The organism is Arthrobacter sp. AL12 (genome assembly GCF_029960645.1).
GTDB lineage: Bacteria > Actinomycetota > Actinomycetes > Actinomycetales > Micrococcaceae > Arthrobacter.
In genome coordinates, this window is sequence record NZ_JASBQY010000003.1 from 181,688 (window position 1) to 195,204 (window position 13,517).

Sequence of the window (13,517 nt, forward strand, 5' to 3'; positions counted from 1 at the left end):
TCAATGACTAGCACTGTCAAGGTTGACCTGCCTGCAGAGATCTTCGACGTACAGACCAACGTGCCGCTGATGCACCAGGTCGTCGTTGCCCAGCTCGCTGCAGCTCGCCAGGGTACCCACAAGACCAAGACCCGCGCCGAGGTTTCCGGTGCAGGTCGCAAGCCGTTCAAGCAGAAGGGCACCGGCCGCGCCCGTCAGGGTTCAATCCGTGCTCCTCACATGACCGGTGGTGGCGTTGTCCACGGCCCCACGCCGCGTGACTACAGCCAGCGCACCCCCAAGAAGATGATTGCTGCTGCCCTGCGCGGCGCACTCTCTGACCGCGCCCGTAACGGCCGCATCCACGTTGTTGCTGAACTGGTTCCCGGCACCAAGCCGTCCTCCAGCGCCGCACTGGCGACCCTGCGGGATGTCTCCGAGCGCAAGAACCTGCTCGTTGTCATCGAGCGCGCCAACGATGTTGCTGCACTCTCGGTGCGCAACCTCACGGATGTTCACGTTCTGTACGCAGACCAGCTGAACACCTACGACGTTCTCGTCTCCGATGACGTTGTCTTCACCAAGGCTGCCTACGAAGCATTCGTTGCTTCCAAGGCAGTGGCAAAGAACGAGGAGGATGCCAAGTGAGTGCAGCCACCATCAAAGACCCGCGCGACGTCGTGCTTGCACCCGTCGTCTCGGAAAAGAGCTACGGCCTGATCGATGAGGGCAAGTACACCTTCCTGGTGGACCCCCGCTCGAACAAGACCGAGATCAAGCTGGCCGTGGAGAAAATCTTCTCCGTCAAGGTCGACTCGATCAACACCATCAACCGTGCAGGTAAGCGCAAGCGGACCAAATTCGGATGGGGCACCCGCAAGAACACCAAGCGTGCAATTGTGAGCCTCAAAGAAGGCACGATCGACATCTTCGGCGGTCCGCTCTCGTAGCGGAGACCACTTTAACGAGGAAATTAAATTATGGGAATCCGTAAATATAAGCCGACTACCCCGGGCCGTCGCGGCTCGAGCGTAGCGGACTTCACTGAAATCACGCGGTCGACGCCGGAAAAGTCGTTGGTACGTCCCCTCCCGAAAAAGGGTGGCCGTAACAACACCGGTAAGATCACGACCCGTCACAAGGGTGGTGGCCACAAGCGCCAGTACCGTCTGATCGACTTCCGTCGCCACGACAAAGACGGCGTCAACGCCCGCGTTGCCGAGATCGAGTACGATCCGAACCGCACGGCTCGCATCGCACTCCTGCACTACATTGATGGCACCAAGCGGTACATCATTGCCCCGAACAAGCTGTCCCAGGGTGACACCGTAGAGGCAGGTGCCGACGCTGACATCAAGCCCGGCAACAACCTCCCGCTGCGGAACATCCCGGTCGGTACCGTAATCCACGCAGTTGAACTGCGTCCGGGTGGCGGCGCCAAGATGGGCCGCTCCGCCGGCGCATCGATCCAGCTCGTTGCTAAGGAAGGCCGTTTCGCCCAGCTGCGTCTGCCTTCCGGCGAAATCCGCAACGTTGACGTGCGCTGCCGCGCAACCGTCGGCGAGGTCGGCAACGCCGAGCAGTCGAACATCAACTGGGGTAAGGCCGGCCGTATGCGCTGGAAGGGCGTTCGCCCGACCGTCCGTGGTGTCGCCATGAACCCGGTTGACCACCCCCACGGTGGTGGCGAGGGTAAGACGTCCGGTGGACGTCACCCCGTCAACCCGAACGGTAAGCGCGAAGGTCGCACCCGCCGTCCCAACAAAGAGAGCGACAAGCTTATTGTTCGTCGCCGTCGTACTGGCAAGAACAAGCGATAGGAGCCTGGACACATGCCACGCAGCCTGAAAAAAGGTCCTTTCGTTGACCAGCACCTCTTTGTAAAGGTAGCCAGGGAAAACGAAAAGGGCACCAAGAACGTCATCAAGACCTGGTCCCGCCGCTCGATGATCGTCCCCGACATGCTCGGCCACACGATCGCCGTACACGACGGACGCAAGCACATCCCCGTGTTTGTCACTGAGTCGATGGTCGGGCACAAGCTCGGCGAATTCGCTCCCACGCGGACATTCCGCGGCCATGTCAAGGACGACCGTAAGGGCAAGCGCCGCTAGGCGCCTGCACTTACGTCAAAGACGAGAGAAGGAAAGCAATGGAAGCCAAGGCAATTGCGCGTCACATCCGCGTAACGCCTATGAAGGCCCGGCGCGTCGTCAACCTTGTTCGTGGTAAGCAAGCGAATGAGGCTCTGGCAATTCTGAAGTTTGCCCCCCAGGCAGCTTCAGAGCCGGTATTCAAGGTAGTTCAGTCGGCAATCTCCAACGCCCGGGTCCTCGCGGACCGCGACGGCGTGGCGTTTGACGAAGGTGACCTCATCATCAGCGAAATGTATGTTGATGAAGGCCCGACCATGAAGCGGTTCCAACCGCGAGCCCAGGGTCGTGCATTTCAGATCAAGAAGCGCACGAGCCACATCACCGTGGTAGTCGCTACCCCGGAGAAAGAGGAGGCGCGCTAAGTGGGACAGAAAGTTAACCCGCACGGGTTCCGACTCGGCATCACCACCGATCACGTATCGCACTGGTTTGCTGACAGCACCAAGCCCGGCCAGCGGTACAAGGACTTCGTCCGCGAAGACATCCGCATCCGCCAGCTCATGTCCACGGGCATGGAGCGCGCCGGTATCGCCAAGGTTGAAATCGAGCGCACCCGCGACCGTGTCCGCGTGGATATCCACACGGCACGTCCGGGCATCGTTATCGGCCGCCGCGGTGCAGAAGCAGACCGCATCCGCGGCGAGCTCGAAAAGCTCACGGGCAAGCAGGTCCAGCTGAACATCCTCGAGGTCAAGAACCCCGAGATGGAGGCACAGCTTGTCGCCCAGGGCGTTGCTGAGCAGCTGACTTCCCGCGTGGCGTTCCGCCGTGCGATGAAGAAGGCCATGCAGTCCGCACAGCGTGCAGGTGCCAAGGGCATCCGGATCGCTTGCTCGGGTCGACTGGGCGGCGCAGAAATGTCCCGCTCGGAGTTCTACCGCGAAGGCCGTGTGCCCCTGCACACCCTCCGCGCGAACATCGACTACGGCTTCTACGAGGCCAAGACCACCTTCGGCCGCATCGGCGTGAAGGTCTGGATCTACAAGGGTGACGTCACCGCCAAGGAACTGGCTCAGCAGGCAGCTGCTGCTCCGTCCCGCGGCCGTGGTGCCAGCGACCGCCCGGGCCGCCCGGGTGGCGCTGACCGTGGTGACCGCCGTCGTCGTACCGACCGCCCGGCCGAGGCTGCACCCGCTGCTGCCGAAGCTCCGGTGGTTGAGGCAGCTGCACCGGCAGTAGAAGGAGGACAGGCTTAAATGCTTATCCCACGTCGAGTCAAGCACCGTAAGCAGCACCACCCGGGTCGTTCCGGCGCTGCTACGGGCGGCACCAAGGTCTCCTTCGGTGAATGGGGTATCCAGGCTCTGAGCCCGGCATACGTCACGAACCGTCAGATCGAGTCTGCCCGTATCGCGATGACCCGCCACATCAAGCGTGGCGGAAAGGTCTGGATCAACATCTACCCGGACCGTCCGCTGACGAAGAAGCCTGCCGAAACCCGCATGGGTTCCGGTAAGGGTTCTCCGGAATGGTGGGTCTCAAACGTCAAGCCGGGCCGGGTTCTCTTTGAGATCTCCGGTGTCGATGAAGAAACTGCCCGCGAGGCACTTCGCTTGGCGATCCACAAGCTCCCGTTGAAGGCACGCATTCTGCGTCGCGAAGGTGGTGAATAGAAATGTCAGTAGGATCCAAGGAACTTGCATCCGCACAGCTGGACGGTTTCGACAACGAGCGACTCGTTGAGGAACTCCGTAAGGCCAAGGAAGAGCTGTTCAACCTGCGTTTCCAGTCCGCCACCGGCCAGCTGGAGAACCACGGTCGACTGCGCGCGGTAAAGAAGGACATCGCACGCATCTACACCGTTCTCCGTGAGCGCGAGCTGGGCATTCGTGCCGAGGTTGCCGCACCGGTTGTGGAAGCCAAGGAAGAAAAGAAGTCCAAGAAGGCGGCAACCAAGAAGGCCGATAAGGCTGAAAAGGTTGAGACCGAGGAGGACTCCAAGTGAGTGAAAAGGACGAGAACGTGACGGAAACTGTTTCCGGCGCAGCTACGGCTGACGAGCGCGGTGACCGTAAGACGAAGCGCGGCTATGTGGTCTCGGACAAGATGGAAAAGACCATCGTTGTCCAGGTCGAGGACCGTGTGAAGCACGCCCTCTATGGCAAGGTCCTTCGCCGCAACACGAAGATCAAGGCTCACGACGAAGAGAACACCGCCGGCATCGGCGACCTCGTTCTCCTCGCCGAGACCCGCCCGCTCTCCGCTACCAAGCGGTGGCGTCTGGTGGAGATCCTCGAGAAGGCCAAGTAACACCTGCAGCCTGGCTGTCAGAGAAACCCCCGTTCCCTTCTGGGAGCGGGGGTTTCTCCGTATCCGGGGCCGGGTTTCCCGCTGGCCGCGTGGGCGACGCCGGCGGGCCGGGATTCCGGGGGAGCGCGGCGGCCGGCGGGGCGAAAGACTGCCGTGCGTGACGCCGTCGTCTGTGGTATTGGCCGATTCTGACTGGGGCCCGAAACGTGCTAAGATTTTGAGTTTGTATGGCGCCCTCTGTGCGCCGTCATCAACCTCGTAAACAATCGTGCCACGGCATAGTGCCCCCTAGCGCCCCGATCCGTCGGGATCCGCGTGGGAAGCAAATGTTTTTGGCACGGGAGTTTAGGCCTGGTCTGGCAAAATCCAGGCAGGTCAAGAGACACCCCGATCAACCGTTCCGCAAGGCTCATTCCGTAGGAAGATTTTCGGTCTGAGAACCCGCGCGACGCAAGGAGTAAATAGTGATTCAGCAGGAGTCGCGACTCAAGGTCGCCGACAACACGGGTGCTAAGGAAATCCTTACCATTCGCGTTCTCGGTGGATCTGGCCGTCGCTACGCAGGCATTGGCGACGTAATCGTCGCTACCGTCAAGGACGCAATTCCGGGCGGCAACGTAAAGAAGGGCGACGTCGTTAAGGCTGTCATCGTCCGTACCAAGAAGGAACGCCGCCGTGCGGATGGTTCCTACATCAAGTTTGACGAGAACGCAGCTGTGATCCTGAAGAACGACGGTGACCCCCGCGGTACCCGTATCTTCGGACCGGTTGGTCGTGAACTTCGCGACAAGAAGTTCATGAAGATCGTTTCTCTGGCTCCGGAGGTGCTTTAGTCCATGGCTAAGATCAAGAAGGGTGACCTCGTTCAGGTCATCACTGGCGCCAAGGCTGAGCGCGGCGGCGACAAGGGCAAGCAGGGCAAGGTTCTGCGCGTTTTCCCCGAGACCAACCGTCTGCTGGTCGAAGGCATTAACCGCGTAACCAAGCACACCAAGGTCGGTCAGTCGCAGCGCGGCACCAAGACCGGTGGCATCGAAGTCGTCGAGGCGACGATCCACATCTCCAACGTGGCTCTGGTGGACCCGTCCACCAAGAAGCCCACCCGCGTCGGTTTCCGCACCGAGACCGTTGAGCGCGATGGCGTGAAGCGCGAAGTGCGTGTCCGCGTGGCCAAGAGCTCAGGGAAGGACATCTAATGACTGAGACTCTCGAGACTCCGGCAAGCAAGATCGTTCCTCGTCTGAAGACCAAGTACGCGGATTCCATCAAGAGCACGCTCGTTGAGGAATTCAAGTACGAGAACGTCAACCAGGTTCCCCGTCTGGTCAAGGTCGTTGTGAACATGGGTGTTGGAGATGCCGCTAAGGACTCCAAGCTGATCGACGGCGCTGTCCGCGATCTGACCCTGATCACCGGCCAGAAGCCGCAGGTAACCAAGGCCCGCAAGTCGATCGCACAGTTCAAGCTGCGCGAAGGCATGCCGATCGGTGCACACGCAACTCTGCGTGGGGACCGCATGTGGGAATTCCTGGACCGTCTGGTCACGCTGGCTCTGCCGCGTATCCGCGACTTCCGGGGCCTCAGCGGCAAGCAGTTCGACGGCAACGGCAACTACACCTTCGGTCTGACCGAGCAGGTTATGTTCCACGAGATCGACCAGGATTCCATCGACCGCGTTCGCGGCATGGACATCACCGTCGTGACCACTGCCAAGACCGACGACGAGGGCCGCGCGCTGCTCAAGGCGCTTGGCTTCCCGTTCAAGACCGAAGATTAATCTAGCTACGTAAAAGGTCCGTTACGTGCCGGTTCCCCTCGGGGACGACTGCACGGCGGAAACCGTTATGAGGAAGGGCAAGAGCCCACCATGACAATGACAGATCCCGTCGCAGACATGCTTACGCGTCTGCGCAACGCAAACTCGGCATACCACGATTCCGTGTCTATGCCGTACAGCAAGCTCAAGGCACGCGTTGCCGACATCCTGAAGGCCGAAGGTTACATCGCCTCCTGGAAAGAAGAAGACGCGGAGGTTGGCAAGAAGCTGACCCTCGAGCTCAAGTTCGGTCCGAACCGCGAGCGTTCAATCGCTGGCGTTCGTCGTATTTCCAAGCCGGGACTGCGCGTTTACGCAAAGTCCACCAACCTGCCGCACGTGCTCGGTGGCCTGGGTGTCGCAATCCTGTCCACCTCTTCCGGCCTCTTGACTGACAAGCAGGCTGGCAAGAAGGGCGTGGGCGGCGAAGTCCTCGCTTACGTCTGGTAACGGGAAAGGAAGAGAATAATGTCACGTATTGGACGTCTCCCCATCACCGTTCCTGCCGGCGTTGAGGTCAAGGTTGACGGCTCTGTCGTCAACGTCAAGGGTTCCAAAGGCGAGCTGAGCCACACTGTGCCCAGCCCGATCGAGGTTTCCCTGGAAGATGGCACCCTGACTGTCGCCCGCCCGAACGACGAGCGCGCCTCACGTTCGCTGCACGGCCTGACCCGCACCCTGATCGCCAACATGATCCAGGGTGTCACCGCAGGCTACGAGAAGAAGCTTGAAATCGTCGGTACCGGTTACCGCGTTCAGGCAAAGGGTTCTGACCTGGAGTTCGCTCTGGGCTACAGCCACCCCGTTAGCGTCTTGGCACCGAACGGCATCACCTTTGCAGTAGAGACCCCGACCAAGCTCTCTGTTTCAGGCATCTCCAAGCAGCAGGTCGGCGAGGTTGCTGCCAACATTCGCAAGCTGCGGAAGCCGGACCCCTACAAGGGCAAGGGCATCCGTTACGCAGGCGAAGTCATCCGCCGCAAGGTCGGAAAGGCTGGTAAGTAACCATGGCGATCGCAATTAACAAGAAGCGTACGAACAAGAGCAAGTCTGCCCAGCGCAGCCGCCGCCAGCTTCGTATCCGCAAGCGCATTTCCGGAACGGCTGTACGTCCTCGTCTGGTCGTCAACCGTTCCGCACGCCACGTATTCGTCCAGGTTGTCGATGACACCCAGGGCCTGACCGTAGCGAGCGCCTCCACTTTGGAAGCGGACCTTCGTGCATTCGACGGTGACAAGAAAGCCAAGGCCAAGCGCGTTGGCGAGCTCGTCGCCGAGCGTGCCAAGGCTGCCGGAATCGAAGCTGTTGTCTTCGACCGCGGTGGTAACAAGTACCACGGCCGGATCGCCGCCGTCGCTGACGGCGCACGTGAAGGTGGGCTGTCACTGTGACCGAAAATAACGAAAAGGACATTCAGGTGACTGAAGCTGTAGCTGCTCCGGCAACTGAGACCGCGGCGCCTGCTACCACCGACGGCGCCCGTGGTGGCGCTGCTCGTCGTGGCGAGCGTGGCGACCGCGGCCAGGGCCAGGGCCGTGGAGACCGTGGTGGCCGTGGTGGCCGCGACGGTGGCCGCGAAGCCGAAAAGAGCCAGTTCGTAGAGCGCGTCGTAACCATCAACCGTGTTTCCAAGGTCGTCAAGGGTGGTCGTCGCTTCAGCTTCACCGCCCTCGTCGTCGTCGGTGACGGCAACGGTATGGTCGGCGTCGGCTACGGCAAGGCCAAGGAAGTTCCCGCCGCCATCGCGAAGGGCGTTGAAGAAGCCAAGAAGTCCTTCTTCCGCGTTCCCCGCATCGGCAGCACCATCCCGCACCGCGTTCAGGGTGAGGCCGCCGCAGGCGTTGTTATGCTGCGTCCGGCTTCCGCCGGTACCGGTGTTATCGCCGGCGGTCCGGTCCGTGCAGTACTGGAGTGCGTGGGCATCCACGACATCCTCTCCAAGTCGCTCGGATCTTCCAACGCCATCAACATCGTGCACGCAACCGTTGACGCGCTGAAGCGCCTCGAAGAGCCGGCAGCAGTGGCAGCACGCCGCGGCCTCCCGCTCGACGAGATCGCTCCTCCGGCAATGGTGAAGGCGCTTTTGAACCAGAAGGCAGGTGTCTGAGTTGGCTAAGAACGTGCTTGTCTCTGACGCACAGTTGGAGATCACTCAGATCAGGTCGTCTATTGGCGGCAAGCAGAACCAGCGCGACACCCTGCGGTCCCTCGGCCTGAAGCGGATTGGACACACCGTTGTCCGCACCGCCGACTCCGTGACCGTCGGGATGCTCAACACGGTTCCGCACCTGGTAAAGGTAGAGGAGGCGAAGTAATGGCAGAGAAGAACACCGCCGAGAAGGCACAGGGCGCCGCTGAGAAGCAGAACGCACTGAAGGTTCACCACCTGCGTCCCGCCCCGGGTGCCAAAACCGCCAAGACCCGTGTTGGTCGTGGCGAGGGCTCCAAGGGTAAGACCGCCGGTCGTGGTACCAAGGGTACGAAGGCCCGTTACCAGATCAAGGCTGGCTTTGCCGGCGGCCAGCTGCCGCTGCACATGCGCCTGCCGAAGCTGCGCGGCTTCAAGAACCCGTTCCGGGTTGAGTACCAGGTTGTGAACCTGGACAAGCTCAACGAGCTGTTCCCGGAAGGTGGCGCAGTCACCGTGGAGAACCTGGTCGAAAAGGGTGCCGTTCGCAAGAACCAGCCCGTCAAGGTGCTTGGCACCGGCGACATCACCGTCAAGGTTGACGTCACCGTCCACGCATTCTCGGCCAGCGCCGCAGAAAAGATTGCTGCAGCAGGCGGAAGCACCGCCGCCCTCTAACGAGGCGGCGGGGCAGTTGCCCGTTGTGGAACTCCCGGTATCTAGGGGCTCAGGCCCTTAGGTACCGGGAGTTTTTCATTTTTCCGGCCCTGCGATTGTCCGCAGAGCGCGTCCACCCGTTAGACTCGGTTGTTGGGTTTATTTGACCTGTCTCACACGACTTTACTTATTACTCAGGAGGACGCTTGCTTAGCGCATTTGGCCGGGCCTTTCGCACGCCTGATCTGCGACGCAAGTTGTTGTTCACGCTGGGAATCATCACAATCTTCCGCTTGGGTGCCTTCATCCCCTCGCCTGGTGTGAACTACCAGAATGTCCAGCAATGCTTGCAGAACGGTCAGACCACGGGCGGCATCTACCAGCTCGTCAACCTGTTCAGCGGCGGTGCATTGCTTCAGGTGTCCGTTTTCGCCCTGGGCATCATGCCGTACATCACGGCCAGCATCATCGTCCAGCTGCTCCGGGTGGTCATTCCCCGCTTCCAGCAGCTGTACGAGGAGGGCGCCTCGGGCCAGTCGAAGCTGACGCAGTACACGCGTTACCTGACGATCGCGCTCGGCCTGCTCAACGCCACGACCCTGGTGTCGCTCGCACGCTCCGGCCAGCTGCTGCCGAACTGCCAGCTGCCGATCATTCCGGATGACAGCATCATCACCACGATCCTGATCATCATCACGTTGACGGCCGGCACCGGCCTCATCATGTGGATGGGCGAGCTCGTCACCGAAAAGGGTGTCGGCAACGGCATGTCGCTGCTGATCTTCACCTCGATCGTGTCCAGCTTCCCGGGCTCGCTCGGCGCCATTTGGACCTCGCAGGGCCCCGGCACCTTCTTCATGGTCCTGGTCATCGGCCTGCTGACCGTCGCTGCGGTGGTCTTCGTGGAACAGTCCCAGCGCCGGATCCCGGTGCAGTACGCGAAGCGGATGATCGGCCGGCGGACCGTGGGCGGCACCAGCACGTACATCCCCATCAAGGTGAACATGGCCGGCGTCGTGCCCGTCATCTTCGCGTCCTCGATGCTGTACCTGCCGGGCCTGATCTCGCAGTTCAACCAGCCCAAGTCCGGCGAGCCGATTGCCCCCTGGGTGGAGTGGATCAACAACAACCTGGTCCGCGGCGACCAGCCGATCTACATGGTGCTCTACTTCTCCATGATTGTGTTCTTCACTTACTTCTATGTTGCGATCACTTTCAACCCTGAAGAAGTTTCTGACAACATGAAGAAGTACGGCGGCTTCATTCCGGGTATCCGTGCCGGTAAGCCGACCGCAGATTACCTGCAGTATGTGCTTTCCAGGATCACGCTCCCCGGTGCCATTTACCTGGCTTTTGTGGCACTCATACCGCTGGTCGCACTGGTCCTGATCAATGCCAACCAGAACTTCCCGTTCGGTGGCACCTCGATCCTGATCATGGTCGGCGTAGGTTTGGAGACCGTCAAGCAGATTGATGCGCAGCTACAGCAGCGTCACTACGAAGGGCTTTTGCGATGACGAGAATGTTGATTATCGGACCTCCCGGCTCCGGCAAGGGTACGCAGGCGGAGCGCATTTCGGAGCGCCTCGGTGTGATTGCGATCTCCACGGGGGACATCTTCCGCGCCAACGTCAAGGGTGAGACGCCGTTGGGCATCGAAGCCAAGACGTACATGGACGCGGGCGACTTTGTCCCGGACAGCGTGACCAACAAGATGGTCCGCGACCGGCTGAGCGAGGGCGACGTGGAAAACGGCTTCCTCCTGGACGGGTACCCGCGCACGACCGCGCAGGTGGACTACCTCGACGGGATCCTGGCCGACGGCGACCAGAAGCTCGACGTCGTCCTGCAGCTCACGGCCGACGACGAGGAACTCGTCTCCCGCCTGCTGGGCCGCGCCAAAGAAACCGGACGCACTGACGACAACGAAGCCGTTATCCGGCACCGCCTTGACCTTTACCACGGCCAGACGGAGGCCGTTGTCGCCAAGTATGCCGACCGCGGCATCCTGACCCGCGTTGATGGCATCGGCGGCATGGACGAGGTCACCGACCGCGTCATGCAGGCCATCAAAGAGGCCCAGAAGGCCTGACCGGCCCGCAAACCTCGAGGCCCCTCCCGGATGATCGGGAGGGGCCTCAGCCATTTGCCGGCGGCCTCACCGCCGGCACAGCCCCATTGAAAGGAAGTTGCGGATGGCATTCGGCCAGCCACGCATCGAATACAAGACCAACGCCCAGATGCGTTCCATGCACGAGGCCGGGCTCGTCCTCAGCCGGGCCCTGGACGCCGCGGTTGCGGCCGCCGCGCCGGGGAAGACCACCAAGGACCTTGATGCGGTATTCGCCGCGGTGCTTAAGGACGCCGGCGCCACGTCGAATTTCCTGGGCTACCACGGCTTCCCCGCCACCGTCTGCACCTCAGTCAATGAGGAGGTCGTGCACGGCATTCCCGGGGACCGCGTCCTGCAGGACGGGGACATCCTCTCGGTCGACGGCGGCGCGATCCTGGGCGGCTGGCACTCCGACTCGGCCCGCACCGTGATCGTGGGCACCGCGGACCCGGAGGACCAGCGGCTCTCCGACGTCACTGAGGCCGCGATGTGGCACGGGATTGCCGCGCTGGCGACCGGGAAGTTCGTCGGCGACATCGGCAATGCCGTGGACGACTATGTCTCCTCCGTGCCCGGCAAGGCACTGGGCATCCTGGAGGACTATGTGGGCCACGGGATCGGCTCCGAAATGCACATGGCCCCGGACGTCCCGAACTACCGCACCAACCACCGCGGGCCGAAGATCCGCCCGGGGCTCTGCCTGGCCATCGAACCAATGCTGGTGCGCGGCGGCATCGAAACGGCTGTGCTGGACGACGACTGGACCGTGGTGACCACCGACGGGAAACGCTCCTGCCAGTGGGAGCACTCCGTGGCGGTCCACGACAAGGGCATCTGGGTGCTCTCCGCGCCCGACGGGGGAGCGGCGAAGCTGGCCCCGCTCGGCGTTGTGCCCGTCCCGATCCCCTGAGCCCGCGCTGCGGCGACGTGCTCGCGACGCGCTTTCGCGCCTGAGACGCGAAGAATCCCTGGCGCTGCTGGAAGACCAGCAGCGCCAGGCATTCGTCGTAGCGGCAGAGACTGTCCGCGCCCTCAGCTCTTGAGCTTGGGCTTCACGTCCTTGGTGTAGATGCCTTCCAGGGTGGCCTTGAGTGCCGTCATGGTCGCCTTGACGTCGCCCTGCTGGGTGAGGATCGCCGCGGCGGCCTTGGCCATCTCCTGGTCCGCGCCCGGCAGGAACACGCGGGCGTTGTCCTGGACGCGGGTCACGGCAAGCTGGTCCATGGCGGTCTTGATCTGCGGGGTCTTGGCGAGCACGGTGGTCATGTCGGCCGAGGTGCGGGTGGGCATGTAGCCGGTGGCCGCGGAGAACTGGGCTGTGTTCTCCGGTTCCGTCATAAACTTCAGGAAGGTGGCGGCGGCGAGCTGCACCTCCTTGCTGACGCCGCTGGGGATGCCCAGCCCTGCGCCGCCGGTGGGGCAGACCGGGCTTTCGTTCTTGGGACCGCCCGGAAGGTAACCGACGCCCACGTTGAACTTCGCGGACTTCAGGACCCCCAGCAGGGAACCCGTCGAGGAAATCGTTGACGAGGTGATTCCCGCAGCGAAGTCATCGGCGGCTTCCTTGGACGAGACCCCGGCCCACTTGTCCTTGAAGATCGAGTCCTGGGCCCACTGCAGTGCGGCCACCGACTCGGCCGAATCGCAGTTAAACTTCCACTCGTCGGACCAGCTGCCGCCCCAGCCCCACAGGTTGTTCTGCAGCGTCCAGCCCGCGTAGCCGGCCAGCGCCGGGTAGATGTATGCGTACTGGGCGCCGGAACTGGCCTTCAGCTTGGGCGCCCACTCGGCGAACTCCTGCCACGTCTTCGGGGCGCGGTCCGGCAGCCCGGCGGCCTTGAAGTGGTCCTTGTTGTAGTAGAACAGCGGGGTGGATCGGCCGTAGGGGAGCGCCCACTGCTTGTTCCCGTACTGGTAGTCCGCGATGAGGGACTTCTGGAAGTCATCGACCTTGACGTCCAGCTGCTTGATCAGGCCGTCCAGGGCGATGATGTTGCCGTTGGAGTAATACCGGAACCACCAGACATCCGAGAGCACCACGAGGCCCGGAAGGCCGGACTTCGCGGCCTGCGAGGTCTGGAACTTCTGGGCGATTTCCTCATAGTTGGCCCCGGCGGTGACCAGGTTGACCTTGATCTCCGGGAACGCGGCGTGGAACTTGGCGATAATGGCCTTTTCCACGTCCTGGGACTTGCCCGGGTGGTTCGTCCAGAAATCGATCGAGGCCGCCGGCTTGACGCCGCTGAAGTCGATGTCGGCGGCCGCGGTTGCAGTTGCGGGGCCTGCGGTGGTGGTTGGGCCTCCGCAAGCCGACAGTGCGGCGGCGCCGGCACCGGCACCTGCCAGTCCCAGGAAGTGCCTGCGGTCAAGATTCAATGCCATGGTGGATCCTCTCGATGCTGCTGACTCGTTGAATGG

Annotated in this window: 22 protein-coding genes; 21 read left to right on the forward strand and 1 reads right to left on the reverse strand. The window is 62.1% G+C overall.

Going from position 1 to position 13,517, the window contains the following annotated elements:
• Positions 1-3: 3 nt before the first annotated feature.
• From rplD to map, 21 genes are all read left to right on the forward strand, one after another.
• Positions 4-627 carry a 50S ribosomal protein L4 gene (gene rplD / locus QK291_RS05230; RefSeq protein WP_282379776.1) on the forward strand — a complete coding sequence of 208 codons (624 nt, stop codon included), beginning with the start codon at positions 4-6 and terminating at the stop codon, positions 625-627.
• Positions 624-929: a 50S ribosomal protein L23 gene (gene rplW / locus QK291_RS05235; RefSeq protein ID WP_024366132.1), complete on the forward strand. Its 306-nt coding sequence runs from the start codon at positions 624-626 to the stop codon at positions 927-929. Before rplD ends, rplW begins: the two co-directional genes overlap by 4 nt.
• Positions 930-959: 30 nt before the next feature.
• Entirely contained in the window at positions 960-1,799 is an 840-nt protein-coding gene (gene rplB, locus QK291_RS05240) for a 50S ribosomal protein L2 (RefSeq protein WP_069949299.1), read from the forward strand.
• Positions 1,800-1,811: 12 nt separating this feature from the next.
• Entirely contained in the window at positions 1,812-2,093 is a 282-nt protein-coding gene (gene rpsS / locus QK291_RS05245) for a 30S ribosomal protein S19 (protein WP_018773666.1), read from the forward strand.
• A gap of 38 nt (positions 2,094-2,131) precedes the next feature.
• Entirely contained in the window at positions 2,132-2,497 is a 366-nt protein-coding gene (rplV, locus tag QK291_RS05250; protein ID WP_069949298.1) for a 50S ribosomal protein L22, read from the forward strand.
• Positions 2,498-3,331 carry a 30S ribosomal protein S3 gene (gene rpsC / locus QK291_RS05255; protein ID WP_226760325.1) on the forward strand — a complete coding sequence of 278 codons (834 nt, stop codon included), beginning with the start codon at positions 2,498-2,500 and terminating at the stop codon, positions 3,329-3,331.
• Positions 3,332-3,748 (forward strand): 50S ribosomal protein L16, encoded by a 417-nt coding sequence (gene rplP, locus QK291_RS05260; RefSeq protein WP_024366129.1) that lies wholly within the window; start codon positions 3,332-3,334, stop codon positions 3,746-3,748.
• Between the two features lie 2 nt (positions 3,749-3,750).
• Complete coding sequence (rpmC, locus tag QK291_RS05265; protein ID WP_282379781.1) at positions 3,751-4,080, forward strand: 50S ribosomal protein L29; 330 nt, start codon at positions 3,751-3,753, stop codon at positions 4,078-4,080.
• Complete coding sequence (rpsQ, locus tag QK291_RS05270) at positions 4,077-4,385, forward strand: 30S ribosomal protein S17 (RefSeq protein WP_282379782.1); 309 nt, start codon at positions 4,077-4,079, stop codon at positions 4,383-4,385. The genes rpmC and rpsQ overlap by 4 nt, the downstream gene beginning before the upstream one ends.
• A gap of 464 nt (positions 4,386-4,849) precedes the next feature.
• Positions 4,850-5,218 carry a 50S ribosomal protein L14 gene (gene rplN, locus QK291_RS05275; RefSeq protein WP_003803789.1) on the forward strand — a complete coding sequence of 123 codons (369 nt, stop codon included), beginning with the start codon at positions 4,850-4,852 and terminating at the stop codon, positions 5,216-5,218.
• Positions 5,219-5,221: 3 nt separating this feature from the next.
• On the forward strand, positions 5,222-5,581 hold the full coding sequence (rplX, locus tag QK291_RS05280) for a 50S ribosomal protein L24 (RefSeq protein ID WP_069949294.1): 360 nt from the start codon (positions 5,222-5,224) through the stop codon (positions 5,579-5,581).
• Positions 5,581-6,162, forward strand: a complete 582-nt coding sequence (gene rplE / locus QK291_RS05285) for a 50S ribosomal protein L5 (protein ID WP_024366124.1) — start codon at positions 5,581-5,583, stop codon at positions 6,160-6,162. The genes rplX and rplE overlap by 1 nt, the downstream gene beginning before the upstream one ends.
• Before the next feature lie 90 nt (positions 6,163-6,252).
• Positions 6,253-6,651, forward strand: coding sequence for a 30S ribosomal protein S8 (gene rpsH, locus QK291_RS05290; RefSeq protein WP_056425243.1), 399 nt, complete (start codon positions 6,253-6,255; stop codon positions 6,649-6,651).
• 18 nt (positions 6,652-6,669) lie between these two features.
• The gene (gene rplF / locus QK291_RS05295) at positions 6,670-7,206 is read left to right on the forward strand and encodes a 50S ribosomal protein L6 (RefSeq protein WP_282379793.1); all 537 of its coding nucleotides are present in this window, start codon (positions 6,670-6,672) and stop codon (positions 7,204-7,206) included.
• Positions 7,207-7,208: 2 nt separating this feature from the next.
• A complete protein-coding gene (gene rplR / locus QK291_RS05300; RefSeq protein WP_282379795.1) occupies positions 7,209-7,592 on the forward strand; it encodes a 50S ribosomal protein L18 in 384 nt (127 codons plus the stop codon).
• Between the two features lie 26 nt (positions 7,593-7,618).
• A complete protein-coding gene (rpsE, locus tag QK291_RS05305; protein WP_282379797.1) occupies positions 7,619-8,308 on the forward strand; it encodes a 30S ribosomal protein S5 in 690 nt (229 codons plus the stop codon).
• A gap of 1 nt (position 8,309) precedes the next feature.
• A complete protein-coding gene (gene rpmD, locus QK291_RS05310) occupies positions 8,310-8,516 on the forward strand; it encodes a 50S ribosomal protein L30 (RefSeq protein WP_282379798.1) in 207 nt (68 codons plus the stop codon).
• Positions 8,516-9,007, forward strand: a complete 492-nt coding sequence (gene rplO, locus QK291_RS05315; protein ID WP_282379799.1) for a 50S ribosomal protein L15 — start codon at positions 8,516-8,518, stop codon at positions 9,005-9,007. Before rpmD ends, rplO begins: the two co-directional genes overlap by 1 nt.
• Before the next feature lie 185 nt (positions 9,008-9,192).
• Complete coding sequence (gene secY / locus QK291_RS05320) at positions 9,193-10,503, forward strand: preprotein translocase subunit SecY (protein ID WP_282379800.1); 1,311 nt, start codon at positions 9,193-9,195, stop codon at positions 10,501-10,503.
• A gap of 5 nt (positions 10,504-10,508) precedes the next feature.
• A complete protein-coding gene (locus QK291_RS05325) occupies positions 10,509-11,078 on the forward strand; it encodes an adenylate kinase (protein WP_282379999.1) in 570 nt (189 codons plus the stop codon).
• 103 nt (positions 11,079-11,181) lie between these two features.
• On the forward strand, positions 11,182-12,009 hold the full coding sequence (gene map / locus QK291_RS05330) for a type I methionyl aminopeptidase (RefSeq protein WP_282379802.1): 828 nt from the start codon (positions 11,182-11,184) through the stop codon (positions 12,007-12,009).
• Positions 12,010-12,131: 122 nt separating this feature from the next.
• On the opposite strand, the gene QK291_RS05335 is transcribed toward map, so the two are convergent.
• Positions 12,132-13,481, reverse strand: coding sequence for an ABC transporter substrate-binding protein (locus QK291_RS05335; RefSeq protein WP_282379804.1), 1,350 nt, complete (start codon positions 13,479-13,481; stop codon positions 12,132-12,134).
• Between the last annotated feature and the right edge of the window lie 36 nt (positions 13,482-13,517).